The sequence below is a fragment of the Pyxidicoccus sp. M6 genome (genome assembly GCF_055568925.1).
In genome coordinates this window covers 1,195,865-1,211,287 of record NZ_CM145714.1, presented here as the reverse complement: position 1 = coordinate 1,211,287, position 15,423 = coordinate 1,195,865, and the positions used below count along the sequence as shown (strand labels likewise).

Annotated in this window: 14 protein-coding genes; 9 read left to right on the top strand and 5 right to left on the bottom strand. The window is 69.5% G+C overall.

The features are described from left to right. Positions 1 to 72 precede the first annotated feature (72 nt). The 3 genes from ACVTJA_RS05140 (at position 73) to ACVTJA_RS05130 (ending at position 2,579) form a co-directional block, all read left to right on the top strand. Positions 73 to 858 carry a HipA family kinase gene (locus tag ACVTJA_RS05140; protein WP_465834279.1) on the top strand — a complete coding sequence of 262 codons (786 nt, stop codon included), beginning with the start codon at positions 73 to 75 and terminating at the stop codon, positions 856 to 858. Beyond that, on the top strand, positions 836 to 1,246 hold the full coding sequence (locus ACVTJA_RS05135; RefSeq protein ID WP_465834277.1) for a DUF3037 domain-containing protein: 411 nt from the start codon (positions 836 to 838) through the stop codon (positions 1,244 to 1,246). The genes ACVTJA_RS05140 and ACVTJA_RS05135 overlap by 23 nt, the downstream gene beginning before the upstream one ends. 337 nt (positions 1,247 to 1,583) lie before the next feature. After that, a complete protein-coding gene (locus tag ACVTJA_RS05130) occupies positions 1,584 to 2,579 on the top strand; it encodes an endonuclease/exonuclease/phosphatase family protein (protein ID WP_465834276.1) in 996 nt (331 codons plus the stop codon). Positions 2,580 to 2,626: 47 nt separating this feature from the next. Here the strand turns inward: ACVTJA_RS05130 and ACVTJA_RS05125 are convergent, their stop codons facing one another. Continuing rightward, complete coding sequence (locus ACVTJA_RS05125) at positions 2,627 to 3,139, bottom strand: DUF421 domain-containing protein (protein WP_465834274.1); 513 nt, start codon at positions 3,137 to 3,139, stop codon at positions 2,627 to 2,629. 64 nt (positions 3,140 to 3,203) lie between these two features. After that, positions 3,204 to 4,118, bottom strand: coding sequence for a DnaJ domain-containing protein (locus ACVTJA_RS05120; protein ID WP_465834272.1), 915 nt, complete (start codon positions 4,116 to 4,118; stop codon positions 3,204 to 3,206). Between the two features lie 248 nt (positions 4,119 to 4,366). Between ACVTJA_RS05120 and ACVTJA_RS05115 the strand changes: the two genes are divergently transcribed. Beyond that, positions 4,367 to 5,020 (top strand): PaeR7I family type II restriction endonuclease, encoded by a 654-nt coding sequence (locus tag ACVTJA_RS05115; RefSeq protein ID WP_465834270.1) that lies wholly within the window; start codon positions 4,367 to 4,369, stop codon positions 5,018 to 5,020. A gap of 130 nt (positions 5,021 to 5,150) precedes the next feature. Then, positions 5,151 to 6,731, top strand: a complete 1,581-nt coding sequence (locus ACVTJA_RS05110; protein WP_465834268.1) for an Eco57I restriction-modification methylase domain-containing protein — start codon at positions 5,151 to 5,153, stop codon at positions 6,729 to 6,731. Positions 6,732 to 6,755: 24 nt separating this feature from the next. On the opposite strand, the gene ACVTJA_RS05105 is transcribed toward ACVTJA_RS05110, so the two are convergent. Both ACVTJA_RS05105 and ACVTJA_RS05100 read right to left on the bottom strand, forming a co-directional pair. Then, a complete protein-coding gene (locus ACVTJA_RS05105) occupies positions 6,756 to 7,790 on the bottom strand; it encodes a DUF4097 family beta strand repeat-containing protein (RefSeq protein WP_465834267.1) in 1,035 nt (344 codons plus the stop codon). 5 nt (positions 7,791 to 7,795) lie between these two features. Continuing rightward, positions 7,796 to 8,197, bottom strand: coding sequence for a DUF2089 family protein (locus ACVTJA_RS05100; protein WP_465834265.1), 402 nt, complete (start codon positions 8,195 to 8,197; stop codon positions 7,796 to 7,798). 227 nt (positions 8,198 to 8,424) lie between these two features. On the opposite strand from ACVTJA_RS05100, the gene ACVTJA_RS05095 reads away from it, so the two are divergent. The 4 genes from ACVTJA_RS05095 (at position 8,425) to ACVTJA_RS05080 (ending at position 14,658) form a co-directional block, all read left to right on the top strand. Continuing rightward, positions 8,425 to 11,085, top strand: a complete 2,661-nt coding sequence (locus tag ACVTJA_RS05095) for a M1 family aminopeptidase (protein WP_465834264.1) — start codon at positions 8,425 to 8,427, stop codon at positions 11,083 to 11,085. A 207-nt stretch (positions 11,086 to 11,292) separates the two neighbouring features. Then, positions 11,293 to 13,233, top strand: coding sequence for a PAS domain-containing sensor histidine kinase (locus tag ACVTJA_RS05090; RefSeq protein ID WP_465834263.1), 1,941 nt, complete (start codon positions 11,293 to 11,295; stop codon positions 13,231 to 13,233). A 153-nt stretch (positions 13,234 to 13,386) separates the two neighbouring features. Beyond that, the gene (locus tag ACVTJA_RS05085) at positions 13,387 to 13,554 is read left to right on the top strand and encodes a hypothetical protein (RefSeq protein ID WP_465834261.1); all 168 of its coding nucleotides are present in this window, start codon (positions 13,387 to 13,389) and stop codon (positions 13,552 to 13,554) included. A gap of 9 nt (positions 13,555 to 13,563) precedes the next feature. Further along, entirely contained in the window at positions 13,564 to 14,658 is a 1,095-nt protein-coding gene (locus ACVTJA_RS05080) for a DUF3616 domain-containing protein (protein WP_465834259.1), read from the top strand. A 26-nt stretch (positions 14,659 to 14,684) separates the two neighbouring features. On the opposite strand, the gene ACVTJA_RS05075 is transcribed toward ACVTJA_RS05080, so the two are convergent. Beyond that, positions 14,685 to 15,371 carry a hypothetical protein gene (locus ACVTJA_RS05075; RefSeq protein WP_465834257.1) on the bottom strand — a complete coding sequence of 229 codons (687 nt, stop codon included), beginning with the start codon at positions 15,369 to 15,371 and terminating at the stop codon, positions 14,685 to 14,687. Positions 15,372 to 15,423: the final 52 nt, after the last annotated feature.

Genomic DNA, 15,423 nt, shown 5'->3' with positions numbered 1-15,423 from the left:
CACCGGGCCATGGCGTGTTACAGGGCGGCACGCGGCCCAGGAGTCGGGCCGGACGAGGACGGGAGCATTGGGATGTTGAGGACTGTCACGGCCACGCGCTACGTGACGCCCCTGAGGGAGGGCGGCTCGCTGCCGGCCATCATCGAGGCGGACGACGCGGGGCTGTATGTCGTGAAGTTCCGGGGCGCGGGCCAGGGCGCCAAGGCGCTCATCGCGGAGCTCATCTCCGGTGAATTGGCGCGCGCGGTGGGCCTGCGCGTGCCGGAGGTGGTGCTGGTGGAGCTGGACCCGGCGCTGGGCCGCAACGAGCCGGACTCCGAAATCCGCGAGCTGCTCAAGGCGAGCGCGGGGCTCAACCTGGCGCTGGACTACCTGCCCGGCTCGGTGACGTTCGACCCGCTGGCCGGCCCGTTCCCGGAGGGCACGGTGGCGTCCACCATCGTCGGCTTCGACGCGTTCATCACCAACGTGGACCGCACGCCGAAGAACCCCAACATGCTGTGCTGGCACCGTGACTTGTGGCTCATCGACCACGGGGCGTCGCTCTACTTCCACCACTCGTGGGAGGACTGGGAGGCGCGCAGCCAGAGCCGCTTCAACCCCATCAAGGACCACGTGCTGCTGCCGTGGGCCAGCTCACTGGCCTCGGTCGAAGCCCGCCTGCGCGCGGCCCTCACGCCCGATGTCGTGGAGCGCACCGTCGCCGCCATTCCGGAGGCGTGGCTGACGGGCGCCGAGTCCCCCTTCCCCACCGCCGACGCCCACCGCGCGGCGTATGTCACCTGGCTGCTCAAGCGCGTGGACGCGCTGCCGGCGTTCCTCGAGGAGGCGGCCCGTGCCCGCGCCCAGCTCGTTTGACTACGCCATCATCCGCGTCGTCCCCCGCGTGGAGCGCGAGGAGTTCATCAACGCGGGCGTCGTCCTCTTCTGCACCACGCAGCGCTTCCTCGGCGCGGCCGTGGAGTTGGACGAGGCGCGGCTGAAGGCCCTGTCACCGGACGTGGATTTGGAGATGGTGCGCGGCCACCTGGAGAGCTTCCGCCGCGTCTGCGAGGGCGGGAAGGACTCCGGGCCCATTGGACGGCTGCCGCAGAAGGACAGGTGGCACTGGCTGGTGGCGCCGCGCAGCACCATCATCCAGACGGGGCCGGTGCACTCGGGCCTGTGCAAGGGCCCGAGCCTGGAGCCGCGGCTCGCGCTGGAGCACCTGCTGGACACCGTCGTACGCGTGAAGCGCACGACGTGAGCGCGGTCAGTCCTTCACACGCGTGCCGGTGAAGGGAATGATCGATGCTCCTCCTGGCCAAGGCGGCTTCTTCCGCGCCATTGACGTTGCCCGGCCGGCCACCAGGCGGACAGGGGGCCCCGGACAGGCGTCCCTCGGGCCGCTCGCGAAGGAGGACACAAGCCCTCGCGATTCGGGAGCGGAGGTTGTCCGGTGACACGCATCCCCGCGTTCCCGGACGCGGGAGCGGGCAGGCGGGCAGATGTCCGGAATGTGCACAAGCGTGCGAAACGCCAGCGCCACGCGGGCCCGGGGTGGGTAGTTTCTCGGTACGGCCCGGGGACGGGCCCTCCTTCGTATGAACGACTCCGATTTGCGAATCGTCACGTACAACGTCCGCTACTTCGGCCACATGCTGCGCGGCCTGGCGAGCACGGTGGGCCCCAAGCGCAGGGTCGCCGCCGCGCTGTCCTCGCTGGACCCGCTGCCGGACATCGTCTGCCTGCAGGAGGTGGAGACCTCCTCGCTGCGCAGCACCATCGCCCACCGGCCGAAGCAGCGCGGGGAGACGCAGCTGTCCGCCTTCATGGACCGCATGGTGGAGACCTTCACGGCCCAGGGGCGCGACATGCCCTACGAGGCCTTCTACTTCCGCGCCCACCACTACAAGCTGGGCGAGGTGTCGCTCTACACCACGGGGCTCGCGGTGCTCGTCAACCGGCGCACGCTCACGGTGGACGCGCACAACGTGGACGCGCCTCAGCACATCACCCATCACCACGTGCAGCGGCTGAAGGACCGCAAGCAGAGCCGCATCTGCGCGCACATGCGCCTGGTGCGGCGCTCGGATGGGCGCGCCTTCCACATCTTCAATACGCACCTGAGCCTGCCCACGCCCTTCGCGAAGGAGTTCTGGGCGACGAAGGACAAGATGGGCGGCGGCGTCAACCAACTACACGAGGCGCGCAAGCTGGCCGAGTTCATGCGCACCCTCTCCGGCAACGAGCCGTTCATCGTCTGCGGGGACTTCAACTCGCCGCCAGCGTCACCGGTGTTCCGCTACCTCACCGGCGAGGCGTGCCTCACGTGCGCGCAGGCCGCCGTGGGACAAATCGACCCCAATGCGTCGCGCGGCTTCCCCACCGCGGGCTTCATGCACATGCGCATGCACCTGGACCACATGTTCTCCGGCGGCGGCGTGCGCTGGCTGGACACGCAGGAGACCTGCCCGTTCGGCGACACGCAGAGCCGCTTCCACGGGCTGTCCGACCACATGCCCATCATCGCCCGCTTCTCGCTGGATGAAGCGCCCGGGGTCTCCGTTCCCGGCGCGTCCGTGTCGTCGGCGGGGTGAGGTCCTTCGCGGACTGGAGCGGGAAGGGCAGAGATGAAGCCCTTCGCCTACTGGAGCGCGGGGCCCTCGCCTTCCTTCTTCATCATGAAGGTCACCTTCCCGTCCGGCTCGAGGTACGCGAGGCGCACCTTGCGCAGGGACTCGGTGCCGTGCTCGCGCAGGCGGCTGAGCAGCTCCTCGCGGGACATGAGGCTCTTGCGCAGGTTGGCCTCGTTGATGCGGCCATCGCGCACGAGCTCCACGGGCTTGCCCGTCAGCACCACCGCCGCCTTGTGGCTGCGCATGGAGAGCCACGAGAAGAAGCGGTCCCAGGCGCCCAGCGTGCCGAAGGCGACGAAGGCCGAGGTGAGGCTGTCGTCCTCGGCCACGATGCTCTTGCGCAGGCACACCGAGATGATGAGCAGCAGGACGATGTCGAAGGTGGAGGAGCGACTGAGCTCCTTGCGTCCCGCCAGCCTGAGTACGAGCTGCGCGAAGAGGTAGACGGCCGAGGCGCGGAACACCACCTCGAAGAGGTTGAGGTCCGGCGTCCAGATGTTCTGCCATTCGACAGGTGGCATGCCTGGAAGATGCGCACGGCACGGAGGCCCTCGGCGCGTCCGGCCGTGAGGCAGGCGGGGGTGCTCAGCCTTCGCCGCTGCTTCCGGAGAGGGCTCGCTCCACTGCGTCCCATGCCTCCAGGATTTCGCGCGTGCGACGCTCGGCCAGCTCGTGGAACTCGGGCGCGAGGTGGGCGACCTTGTCCGGGTGGTACTGCGTGATGAGCGCGCGGAAGGCCTTGCGCGCCTCGTCCAGCGGCGTGTCCCGGGTGATGCCCAGCACCGCCCAGGCGTCCTTCACGGGTGGCTTCGGCGGCGGAGGAATGCGCGTGCCCCGGGGCGGCGTGGCCTCGTCGTCCCAGGCGTGCGCGCCGGACGCGCGTGCGCTCCCGCCCCGCGTGCCCGCATCGCGCGCGCCCGCCGTCCACCGGCCCCGCTCTCCCGCGCCGGCGCTTCGCGCGCCCGCGTCGCGAGCACCGGGACGCCGCACTTCACCCTCCCACGCCACCTCCTCTGGCGCGCCGGTGCTGGCAGGGCGCCGGGGTGGCGGCTCGGGCTTCTTGTGGCCGGGGCGCTTCTCCGGGTCCGGCGCGGGCACGCGCGGAGTGAGCTTGCTGAGCGCTTCCTGGAGGAACCAGAGGTCCTCGAACGGAGTGCCGTGCTTGCGCACCACCGCGCGCGGGCGGCCGTTCTCCAGCAGCAGGTAGCCCGTGGCCGCGGCGTAGGCGTCATCGCGGCTGGACGGGTAGAGCCGGTCGCCGAGGTCTCCGAGCGGATCTCGCCACATGCCCTCCGTGGTGCCCTCGTCGGCCACCAGCACCTGGGAGAGCACGTCGCCGTGGAGGCGCTCCAGCGTGGCGAAGGGCTCGCGCGCCTCGGGTGGGCGCATGGCCGGCCCGTGACGCACGCCCGTCACGAGCAGCAGCCCACGCGTCCCATCCACCCGGGCGAAGAGCGCCTCACGGACCTGCTTGTCGCTGAAGAAGAGGACGGACTGCACGGTGACGGGAGACTACCCGCTGCGAGCGCGCCACGCGTGAGCAGATGGCCTGGATGGTACGACCAGATGAACCTGTTCATCCACAAGTACGAGAAGTCGCGCTCCCTCCCAATCCGCCGGAAAATCCCAGAGAAACTCCCCCCACTGCCGCCCCATCACGGGGCGTTCAGAGGCTTTCGACCATGAGTAGAGTGCCGCCTGACCATCGCTCTCTGGCGCGAGACGCAGTTGCCCAGTACTGGAGCACCTTGGAGCTTCAGGGCAATAAGCAGCGATCAGGGAGCGCGGACCGAGGAAAGCGCGCGGCGGTCACGGGCGGCAAGCAGATGAACGGCTTCTGCCGGCTCGTTCAGCGCATTCTTCAAGAGAACGGGCTCTCCGACGAAAACATCCACATCGAGCGGACGCTGGAGTTACCGGGATACTTCCGGCCAACCAAGAAGTGGGACATGGTCGTCGTCCACGAGGGAAAGCTCCTTGCCGCACTCGAGTTCAAGTCGATGGCAGGTTCCTTCGGCAACAACTTCAACAATCGCGCGGAGGAGGCCATAGGCACCGGTGCCGACATGCGGCTCGCCATCAAGAACGGAGTCTTCGGCCGAGGCTCTCGTCCCTGGATTGGCTGGCTGATGCTCCTGGAGGAGAGCGAGGATTCCATGCGCCCTGCTCAAATCAAGGAGCCCCACTTTCCTGCGCTGCCGGACTTCCAGGGCAAGTCCATCGCGGGGCGGTTCGAAGTACTCCTTCGCAAGCTCGTCCACGAAGGATTTTTCGACTCGGCTGCACTGCTCATGTGCACGCGTCAGGGAGGTCAGACGGGTCAATACACTGAGCCTGTCAAGGACCTGGCCATGGAGCCATTCCTCTCCTCCCTGGCACGTCACATCCGTCAATCTCTCTGAGAGGCGCAGGCACGAAACCGACATGCAATTGCAGATGGACCTACCCACATCGTTCGGCAAAGCCACTTATCAGTACGGAGAGCGCTCTTCAGGAGAGACACACGGGGTCGTTCTCACGAAGCCCCATATCGTGAACCTCATCCTCGACCTGGCCGGATACACGGTTGAGCGGCCACTCGCCTCGCTTCGGATGCTCGAGCCTGCGGTGGGTACGGGCGCGTTCCTGGTTCCTGCCGTCCAGCGACTTTTGGCTGCCGCACGGCGTGACTCGGTCAAACCGGCCGACCTGGACAAGGCCATCACCGCGTACGACGTGGATCCGCTCCATGTCGATGCCACACGAATGGCCCTCAGCAAGGTCCTGCTGGAGAACGATGTCCCGAGCAGGACCGCGACCCGCCTGGTCGAGCACTGGGTCCGAGAAGGTGACTTCCTGCTCGCCGCGGAGAAGCCCTTCGACTTCGTCGTCGGGAATCCCCCCTACATCCGAATCGAGCAACTGGCACCAGACCTCCAAGCCGAGTACCGGCGCCGCTATCGCTCGCTGTTCGACCGGGCGGACCTCTACGTCGCGTTCATTGAACGCGGGCTCGACCTGCTCAAGCCAACCGGAACGCTCTCGTTCATCTGCGCGGACCGGTGGATCCTCAACAAGTACGGAACTCCGCTACGGAAGAAGCTCACGGAGAACTTCCAGGTGCACGCCTATGTCGACCTGCACCGCGCATCGCCCTTCGAGTCCGAAGTCATCGCCTACCCCTCCATCTTCGCCATCAGCCCCGGCAAGACGGAGCGAGTGGTCGTTGCGAGCATGGCGAGCGCATCACCTGAAGAGTGCCTGAACCTTCAGCACCATCTCACTCAGCGGCAAGCCGTGCGGCACCCTGGCGTCTCGGTTTCGACCTATGACTCGTGGTTTCAGGGAGACGAGCCCTGGGTGCTGAGTACCCCCAAGCACCTGGAGGCACTCCGCTCTCTTGAAGCACGCTTCCAACCCATTGAAGCCGACGGCGCCACCAAGGTCCGTATCGGCGTGGCCACGGGCAGCGACAAGGTCTTCATCGTGCCGGAAGACGTGGACATCGAGCCCGACCGGCTCGTTCCACTGGTCAAACGCGAAGACATCGAGGACGGACACATCCTCAATGCCCGGCGCTATGTCATCAACGCCTTCGACGCCGACGGACGCCTCATCGACCTCAAGAAATACCCGCGGCTTGAACGCTACTTCCGGACCCATGAGTCCACATTGCGCAAGCGCCATGTGGCGCAGAACAAGGCAGGCTGGTTCCGAACCATCGACCGCGTCTATCCAGAACTCGTCACGGTGCCCAAGCTGTTGGTGCCGGATATCGCTGGCTCCAACGAAGTGGTCTTCGAAGAGGGGCACTACCACCCGCACCACAATCTCTACTTCGTCACATCCACGGCATGGGACATGGAGGTACTCGGCGGGCTCTTGAGTTCCAAGGTCGCGCTCTTCTTCATCTGGTCCTACGCGGTGAAGATGCGGGGCGGCTATCTGCGCTTCCAGGCGCAGTATCTGCGCCGGATTCGGCTCCCTCGTCCTGAGGAACTGCCCACCAGACTGTCGGGTGCGCTTCGGACCGCATTCCGTCAACGAGACTTCGCGAAGTTGGATGCGCTGGCACTCGCGGCTTACGGACTAAAGACGCTGCCCGCCTTCGAGTTCGTTGACACCCGGCGGTGATTCGCACCTTCGCGCGGGCCCGTCTCAGCGCTGCATGGCGCGCAGCAGCTTCTCCGCGTCCTCCACGCTCACCTTCTGCTCGTACACCAGCGTCAGCACGCGGCGCAGCTCCTCGTCGGGGATGCCCGCCGTCGTGCCCGGCCGGGGCACCGGAGGACGGCCGTGCTCGGCCCACGGCGGCGGACCGCCCCAGCCCCGTGCCCAGCGCTCGGCGTGGCGCTCCGCGCGGCGCTGCCACCGCTCCGTCTGGCGCTGCCAGCGACGTGCGTCGTGCTCCCAGCTCCGCGTCTCCTCGCCCTCGTCCTCCTGTCCCAGCTTGCGCGACTCGCGTACGCGCACCGAGCCCAGGTCCGTCTCCAGCCGCAACACCACCGGCGCGCCCGGACGCGATGGATAGCTGTTGCGCACCGAGCCCAGCGACGTGCGCGCGTCAATCGACACGTCCAGCCCCGGCACCAGCCGCACGTCCACCGAGCCCATCTGCGACACCATGCGGTGCTCACCCGGCGCGAGCGCGTCCACCTCCAGCTTCACCGAGCCGGCCGCCGCATGGACGTCGAACGACCCGCCCACCCGCTGGCCGAAGATGCTGCCCGCGCTGGCTCGCAGCGTGAGCTTCCCGTGCACGTCGCGCAGGTCCGCCGTGCCCGCGTCCGTCGCAACCTCCAGCTCGCAGTCCTTCAGCCCCGCCACCCGCACCGTGCCCGCGTCCAGCTTCAGCCGCGCCCGCGCGTCGGCCGGGAGGAACAGCTCCACCTGCGGCATGCTCCGCCACAGGAAGGACCAGAAGCCGCCCTCGCGCATGCTCAACTCCACGCGCGTGACGGTGCCGCGCTCGCGCACCTGGACATCCACCGGGCCGTACGCCACCAGGTAGGGCTTCTCTCCCTCCTCGAGCGGCGTCAGGGTGATGGCCGCCACGCCCGCCTGCAGCTCGAGCTCGGCTCGCTGGCCCCATGGAATGGCGTGCCGCTCGCCGGGACGCGGCGAGGTGCCGGGCGGTGTCTCCGGCCGGGCTTCGGAGGACTGCGGAGAGGACTCCGACTCGGACTCGAACATGGCCTTCACTCCTGGGCCTTCTTCAGGCGCCGTGCGGCCTCGTCTGCATCGATGAGCCCGGCCGCGAGGTCATCGAGAATCTGGGCGCGACGCTGACCGCCGCGCGGTGGAGGAGGAGCAGGAGGCGGCGGTGGCGGCGGAGGCGCGGGCGGGACGTCCTCGCCCAGCGCGGCGACCACGGCATCCAGCCGCGACACCACCGTCGGATACGAGAGCCCCAGCACCTGCTCCACGTCCTTGATCTTCCCGCGGCAGCTCAGGAACACGCGCACGAAGGCGAGCTGCTCGGGTGACAGCCCCTGCACCCAGCCGGTCGTGAATCGCCCCTCCACCGCCGTGTCACACGCGCCACAGCGCACGCGCTCCACATGGGTGCCTCCACCACAGATGGGACACCGGGTGGGCATGGGATGAGTCGAGGTCCGAGGCGCCATATTCACCGAAAAATCAAAGTCGACCTTGAGAATATTGAGTTCTCGGAGCGTTTGCAAGAAACCCACACCGGGAGGGCGGGAGCGGGCCCGGGGGCCCGGGACGTTGCCTGGATGACTTCGTTGATAGCCGACGCTGGGGTGCCCTTTCGTGCGCCCCTGCTCGACGGTGGAGCGGCCATGCGGAAGAGTCGGAAGCGCTTATGCGCTGCTGCCATCGCCACGCATCCGAGTCCGCCTCCGGCGGCGACCCCCATCCGTTCTCCCTTCCTGGCGCCACCGAGCACTACGCCGCGGAGCGGCCCGTCCGGGCCGAGCACGTGCGCATCGAGGTGGACCTCGACTTCGACGAGAAGCGCCTCTCCGGCCTGTGCACCACGCGCGTCTCCGCGCTGCGCCCGGTGTCCACCGTCACTTTCGACGCGGTGGACTTCGACGTGTCCGAAGTCCGCGCCGACGGGCGGCCCGTGCGCTTCTCCAACTCGGGCGCGCACGTGCGCGTCGAGTTGCCGGCGCAGTTGAGCCCTGGCCAGCCGTGCGAGGTGGCCATCCGCTACACGTGCCGCCCGCGCCGGGGCCTCTACTTCTGGGGCCCGGACGCCGGCTACCCGGACCGCCCGCGCCAGGCCTGGACGCAGGGCCAGGACATCGACGCGCGCGCGTGGTTCCCCTGCCTGGACACGCCCGCGCAGAAGGCCACGTCAGAAGTCATCGCGACATTCCCAGCGGAGATGACGGCCCTCTCCAACGGCACGCTGGAGAGCGACACCACGCACGGCGCGCGGCGCACCCAGCACTACCGCATGCAGCAGCCCGTCTCGCCGTACCTCGTCACCCTCGCGGTGGGCGAGCTCGAGGAGGCCACCGACACCGTGGGCACGGTGCCGCTGCGCTACCTCTTCCCCAAGGGCCGCCGCGAGGACGCGCTGCGCTGCGTGCGCCGCACGCCGGAGATGGTCCGCGTCTTCCAGGAGGCCTCCGGCGAGCCCTTCCCGTGGAGCGGCTACGCGCAGGTGTTCCTCACCGAGTTCATCCTCGGCGGCATGGAGAACACCACCGCCACGAGCCTCACCGACAGCGTGCTCCACGACGAGCGCGCGCATCAGGACTACAACGCGGAGCCGCTCGTGTCGCACGAGCTGGCGCACCAGTGGTTCGGGGATTTGCTCACCTGCCGCGACTGGCCGCATGGCTGGCTCAACGAGGGCTTCGCCACGTGGTGCGAGGTGCTGTGGAAGGAGCGCGCGGACGGACAGGACGAGGCGGACCTGCACCGCGGCTCGCAGCTCGAGAGCTACCTGGGCGAGGTGCGCGAGCGCTACGCGCGCCCCATCGTCGCGCGCCGCTTCCATGCGCCCATGGACGTGTTCGACCGGCACCTCTACGAGAAGGGCGGGCTCGTGCTCCACGAGCTGCGCCGCCGGCTGGGGGACGCGCTCTTCTTCCGCGCGCTGCGGCACTACGTGGCCCGCCACCGCCACGCCGCCGTGGAGACGGTGGACCTGGCTCGCGCCTTCGAGGAGGCCACGGGCCACAACCTGGACGCCTTCTTCGACCAGTACGTCTTCGCGCCCGGCCACCCGGAGCTGAAGGTGGAGGTCCGCTACGAGGCCGAGGACGCGCGGCTGCGCATCAAGGTCCGCCAGACGCAGCGCACGGACTCGGGCACGCCCGTGTTCCGGCTGCCGCTCGACGTGGCCATTACCGCCGACGGGCGCGACACGCTGCACCGGTTGGAGGTGACGGACGCGGAGCACTCGTTCCTGCTGCCGTGCGCGGTGGCGCCCACGCAGGTGCGCGTGGACCCGAGGCGCGACGTACTCGGAGCACTGGACGTGGACAAGGGCGCGGCGCTCTGGCTGGAGGAGCTGCGCTCGGCCCCGGAGATGCGCGCGCGCACCGAGGCCGCCGTGGCCCTGGGGAAGCATGGCGGCTACCGCGCGGTGGAGACGCTGGGCGAGGTGCTCGGGGACGCACGCGTCTTCTGGGCGACCCGCGCCGCGTGCGCGAAGTCGTTGGGCCGGCTGCGCACGCCCGAGTCCAGGGCGCGACTGCTGGGCGCGCTGTCCACCGAGCATCCGCGCGTGCGCCGTGCCGTGGTGGCCGCGCTGGGAGAGTTCCGCCGCGACACGGAGGTGGCCGCGCGCCTGCGCGCGCTGGTGGAGGGCGGAGACGCGAGCTACTTCGTGGAGGGCGAGGCCGCGCGCAGCTACGGACGCGTGCGCGCGCCAGACGCCGTGAGCGTGCTGGAGGCGGTGTCGACACGGCCGTCGTTCCAGGACGTCATCGCCGTGGGCGCGGTGGACGGGCTCGCGGAGACGCAGGACCCGGCGGCATTTCCACTCGTCGCGGCGCGCACGGCGTATGGACAGCCGCGCGTGCTGCGCCGCGCGGCGACTCAGGCCGTGGCGAAGCTGGCGGAGGTGGCCGGCCGCAAGCGCGAGGCGGTGGACCTGCTCGCGGAATTGCTGAGGGACCCGCTGTTCCGCGTGCAGATGGGCGCGTTCGAGGCGGGGCGCACGCTCGGGGACCGGCGGCTCATTCCCGCGCTGGAGGGGACGCCGCTCGATGACCCGCGGGCCCGCCGCGCCGCGCGCGAGACGGTGCGCGCGCTGCGCGAGGGCGAGCCGCAGGCGCGTGAGGTGGCCTCGCTGCGCGAGGAGGTGGACCGGCTCAAGGAGGAGACCCGCGCGATGCGCGAGCGGCTGGAGGCGCTGACGCTGAAGGCGTCCGGGGAGCCGGGGCCTCGCGGTGGTGGTGGGAAGCCGTCCCGAGCGGGGACGCGGACGGCGAGCGCCGCTCGTGGCACGAAGTCACCGCGCGCTCGCGCGAAGCCCGCGACGAAGAAGGCGAAGCGGAAGTAGTGGCCCGGCGCGGCCCTCGTCCCCTCGCCTGCCTGACGGACGGACCCGGCCACGGGGACTTGCGGTGTGCAGGGAGGCGCGGGGCATCACGCCGATGGCTACCTGTATGCAAAGGGGACACGCCCCCCGCGTTTCGCGCCGCGGGCGCCGGGGCCCCATGTCCCGGCTCGCCAGCCATCCATGGGCCGGGCGGCCCCGGGGGAGCACATGGCCGGAGCCATCGACGAACTCAGCGCATGGCTGGACGCCGCCGTGGACCCGTTCGTGGCCTGCGACGCCACCGAGCACGTGTGCATCCTCAACAGCGCCGCCGAGCGCCTGCTCGGTTGGAAGCGCGAAGAGCTCGTAGGTCAGCCCGTCACCCGCCTCTTCCCCCAGCGCCTGCACCAGTACGCGGGCATGAGCCTGCTGCGCTACCTGCTCTCCCGCCGTGCCGCGCTCGGCGGCCGTCCCATCCGCGTGCTCGCGCGCCGCAAGGACGGCGTGGAGGTCCTCGTCGAGCTCACCGTGGGAGCCACCCACCAGGGCACGGGCGAACGCATCGTCCTCAACTTCCGCCGCCTCCACGAGGTCATCGACACCGTCAGCGAGCCCATGGAGCAGGTGCTCCCCCCGGATGCCATCCCCGTGTCCGAGTCCGCCAACGGCGACTCCCTCTACCGCGTCGTGGTGGAGAACGCGCCGCTGGCCATCTTCCACTTCGACAACACCCCCGTCATCACCGCGTGCAACGAGCGCTTCGTGCGCCTCATCGGCTCGCCCAAGCGCATCCTCGTGGGCCTCAACCTGCTCTCCCTCCGCGACGAGCGCCTCATGCAGTGCGTGCGCCGGACGCTCTCCGGGCTTGGCTCCGACTACGAGGGCACCTACCGCTCCGTCACCGCCAACAAATCGACGCCCGTCCACATCCGCTTCGCCCCCTGCTTCGACGACACGGGCCGCGTGGAGGGAGGCGTGGGCATCATCGAGGACATCACCGAGCGGCGCCGCACCGAGCAGGAGCGCGACGAGAGCCTCGCCCGGCTCGCCACCCTCTTCCGCACCGCGCCCATCGGCCTCGGCTTCCTGGACACGGACCTGCGCTACGTGCAGGTCAATGACGTGCTCGCCGACATCAACGGCGCCTCGTCCGAGGCCCACATGGGCCGGCGCCCCCGCGAGGTGCTGGGCCCCGCCGGCATGGAGGTCGAGAAGGCGATGCGGCGCGTGCTGGATACGGGCGAGCCGATGGAGAAGCGCGAGACGAACACCGCGGACCTCGGGGCGCCGGGCGAGTCCCGCTGCCTCGCCGGCAGCTTCTATCCCGTGCGCACCCAGGACGGCCGCGTGCTGGGCCTGGGCGTCATGATTGAGGACGTCACCGACCGCAAGCTCGCCGACGAGGAGCGCGGCCGCCTGTACCGCGAGGCGCAGGAGGCCATCCGCGTGCGCGACGACTTCCTCTCCATCGCCTCGCACGAGCTCAAGACGCCCCTCACCCCGCTCAGCCTCCGGCTGGCCACGCTGGAGCGGAAGCTGGAGCGCGGCGAGCACGTGGACCCGGCCACCCTGCGCCACGCCCGCCAGCACCTCTTGCGCATCACCGGCCTCATCAACGATTTGCTGGACGCCTCGCGAATCGAGGCGGGCCGGCTCGCGCTGCACCCGGAGTCCACGCGGCTGGACAGCCTGGTGGAGCACGTCCTCCAGGCCATGGAGGTCCACCGCGGCAGCCACACCGTCCACTACGAGCGGCCGCCCCAGCCCGTGCTCGTGCGCGCGGACCCGTACCGGCTGGAGCAGGTCATCGCCAACCTGGTGGAGAACGCGTTCAAGTACAGCCCCGACGGCGGCACCATCCGCGTGGAGCTCCAGAAGCGCGGCGAGCTGGCGCTGTTGTCGGTGAAGGACCCGGGCATCGGCATTCCGCCGGACCAGCAGAAGCTCCTCTTCGACCGCTACTTCCGCGCGCGCAACGTGTCCTCGCGCTCGTACGGCGGGCTGGGGCTGGGGCTCTACATCAGCCGCGACATCGTCGAGCGGCACGGCGGCCGCATCTGGGTGGAGAGCGAGGTGGGCCGGGGCTCGACGTTCCACGTCGCCCTGCCCATCCAGACGGCCGCCACCGCCGAGCCGCCCGTGGAGCAGCCAGGCCGGCACGTCCACTGAAGCTCTGGCACCCCGCACCTCGCAAAAAGTACAGACCGGGGAGTCTTCCATCGGCCACCAGGACAGGGCAACCGCCTGGATTCGCACGCTTCCGTCGCTGGCATGCCGGCTGCTGTACCGGGTGATGGGAGGATTGAACCAAGGATGGGGACCATGACGACGGACACGCCTGCGCTGACCCGAGACAATGACGGTTGGATCGTCCGCGTGAGGATGGGCGGCCGCATCCAGGAGGTCCGCTGCACCACCGAGAGCCAGGCGCGCTACTTCGCCGCGGTCCTGGCGATGAACCCGCCCAAGCCCTCGAAGCTGCGGAACTAACCTGAGCATATGGAACAGCCCCAGCTGTTGGGACGCCTGCTGCTGAAGTTCGACCACGCGGACGCCGCAGTGCCTGAGGACCTGTCCGCGGCCGCGCGTGCTCCGGACGGCAGCATCTGGGTGGCGTCCGACGAGCACGGGGTGCTGCACCGGCTCAGCCCGGAGGAGCCTCGCGTCTTCTCGCACCAGCAGCGCCACGACGTGGCGGGCCTGCTGGGCGTGAAGGGCGGCGAGGAGATGGACATCGAGGCGCTCGACATGCAGGACGGGCACCTGTGGCTCGTCGGCTCGCACAGCTCAGTGCGCAAGCAGCCCAAGGGCAAGGGCGTGGAGAAGGACCTGGCCCGCCTGGCCACCGTGGAGCATCAGCCCGCGCGCTTCATGCTGGCGCGCCTTCCCCTGCCGAAGAAGGACAAGGGAAACGCGGCGAAGGGCGCGGGCGCGAAGAAGAAGCAGGGCGCGGTGGTGCTGGAGCCCTCCGGCGGCAGCCGGCTGGTGGAGCTGCTACGGGAGGATGAGCACCTCGGCCCCTTCCTCGTGCCCGCGGGCCCGGGGGCTCCACCCGGTGCACTGGCGATTCCCAGCAAGGACAACGGATTGGACATCGAGGGGCTCGCCGTACACGGCGACCGCGTCTTCCTCGGGCTGCGCGGCCCGGTGCTGCGCGGTTGGGCGGTGATGCTCGAAATCGAGGTGGAGGACGCCGGCCATGGCGTCCTGGAGCCGCGGCACCGGAAGAAGGGCGGCTGGTACCGCAAGCACTTCCTCGACCTGGACGGCCTGGGCATCCGCGAGCTGAGCCGGCACGGGAATGATTTGCTCATCCTCGCGGGGCCCACGCTGCCGCTGGACGGCACCATCCGCCTCTACCGGCTGCGCAATGGACTGAAGCTCACGGAGAGCTCCATCCACCCGCAGGAGCCGGGAGATTTGGAGCCGCTCTTCGACGTGCCCCGCTCGGAGAAGACGGACCACGCGGAGGGCGTGGCCCTGTTCTCCTACTTCGACGAGGACGACTCGGTGCTCGTCGTCTACGACTCGCCCGCCGTGCAGCGCCGCTACGGACCGTGCGGCGTGCTGGCGGACGTGTTCCGGCTGTTCTGAGTCACGCGCTCACGGCGCGTGACGTGTCAGATGCCGGGCTGCGGGAGGATGGGACCACCAATCTGACCGCTGCTGCCCGTCACGGTGCCGGTGCCCTGCTCGATGGTCGGCTCGATGACGCGATTGATGACGGGCGTGCGCGGCACCACGAGGGAGTCGTCGAGCTGGTACCAGTTGTTGTAGGCCACCTTCCACGCGCCCTCGTAGACGCCGGGGCGGGGGATGAGCGGGCCGCCAATCTGGCCGCTGCTGCCCCAGGTGAAGCCCAGGTCGATGCCCGTGCTCTGCTCGATGGCCTCGATGTCCTCCGCAATCTGCGCATTCAGGCGGCGCAGCTCACCGCGGCTCTTGTAACCGGACACCCAGAACTGCACCCGCTGCGAGCGAACATCGAAGCCGAACGCGTAGAAGGAGTTCGAGTCGTTCGGGTCCGTGACGACGACGGTGTACGCGCTGAGCAGGTTGGTGGCGACCGGGTAGAAGTGGCGGCCCAGCGGGATGCTGGAGATGGGCGTGGGCGCGGTGGGCAGCCCGGCCGGCGCGGCGGGGATGCTGCTCGGGCAGTAGTTGGGCAGCGGCGGCGGTACGGTGGTGGCCGACTGCGACTGGCTGTCGAGCCCGGCGGGCTCGGTGGACTCCATCGAGGAGTCGACGCCGCACGCGGCGGTGGACAGGGCGAAGGCGAGGAGCAGGGCGGAACGGAGGGTCTTCATGACTTGGAACCTCGGTGTGAAGGTGCACTTCGTGCGGGACTGGCCCTGGGGA

Excerpts from the sequence above, each read along its gene's own strand:
- ACVTJA_RS05095 (WP_465834264.1), top strand. The coding sequence starts at position 8,425 with ATGCGCTGCTGCCATCGCCACGCATCCGAGTCCGCCTCCGGCGGCGAC.
- ACVTJA_RS05125 (WP_465834274.1), bottom strand. The coding sequence starts at position 3,139 with ATGCCACCTGTCGAATGGCAGAACATCTGGACGCCGGACCTCAACCTC.
- ACVTJA_RS05090 (WP_465834263.1), top strand. The coding sequence starts at position 11,293 with ATGGCCGGAGCCATCGACGAACTCAGCGCATGGCTGGACGCCGCCGTG.
- ACVTJA_RS05140 (WP_465834279.1), top strand. The coding sequence starts at position 73 with ATGTTGAGGACTGTCACGGCCACGCGCTACGTGACGCCCCTGAGGGAG.
- ACVTJA_RS05080 (WP_465834259.1), top strand. The coding sequence starts at position 13,564 with ATGGAACAGCCCCAGCTGTTGGGACGCCTGCTGCTGAAGTTCGACCAC.
- ACVTJA_RS05085 (WP_465834261.1), top strand. The coding sequence starts at position 13,387 with ATGACGACGGACACGCCTGCGCTGACCCGAGACAATGACGGTTGGATC.
- ACVTJA_RS05105 (WP_465834267.1), bottom strand. The coding sequence starts at position 7,790 with ATGTTCGAGTCCGAGTCGGAGTCCTCTCCGCAGTCCTCCGAAGCCCGG.
- ACVTJA_RS05100 (WP_465834265.1), bottom strand. The coding sequence starts at position 8,197 with ATGCCCACCCGGTGTCCCATCTGTGGTGGAGGCACCCATGTGGAGCGC.
- ACVTJA_RS05130 (WP_465834276.1), top strand. The coding sequence starts at position 1,584 with ATGAACGACTCCGATTTGCGAATCGTCACGTACAACGTCCGCTACTTC.
- ACVTJA_RS05075 (WP_465834257.1), bottom strand. The coding sequence starts at position 15,371 with ATGAAGACCCTCCGTTCCGCCCTGCTCCTCGCCTTCGCCCTGTCCACC.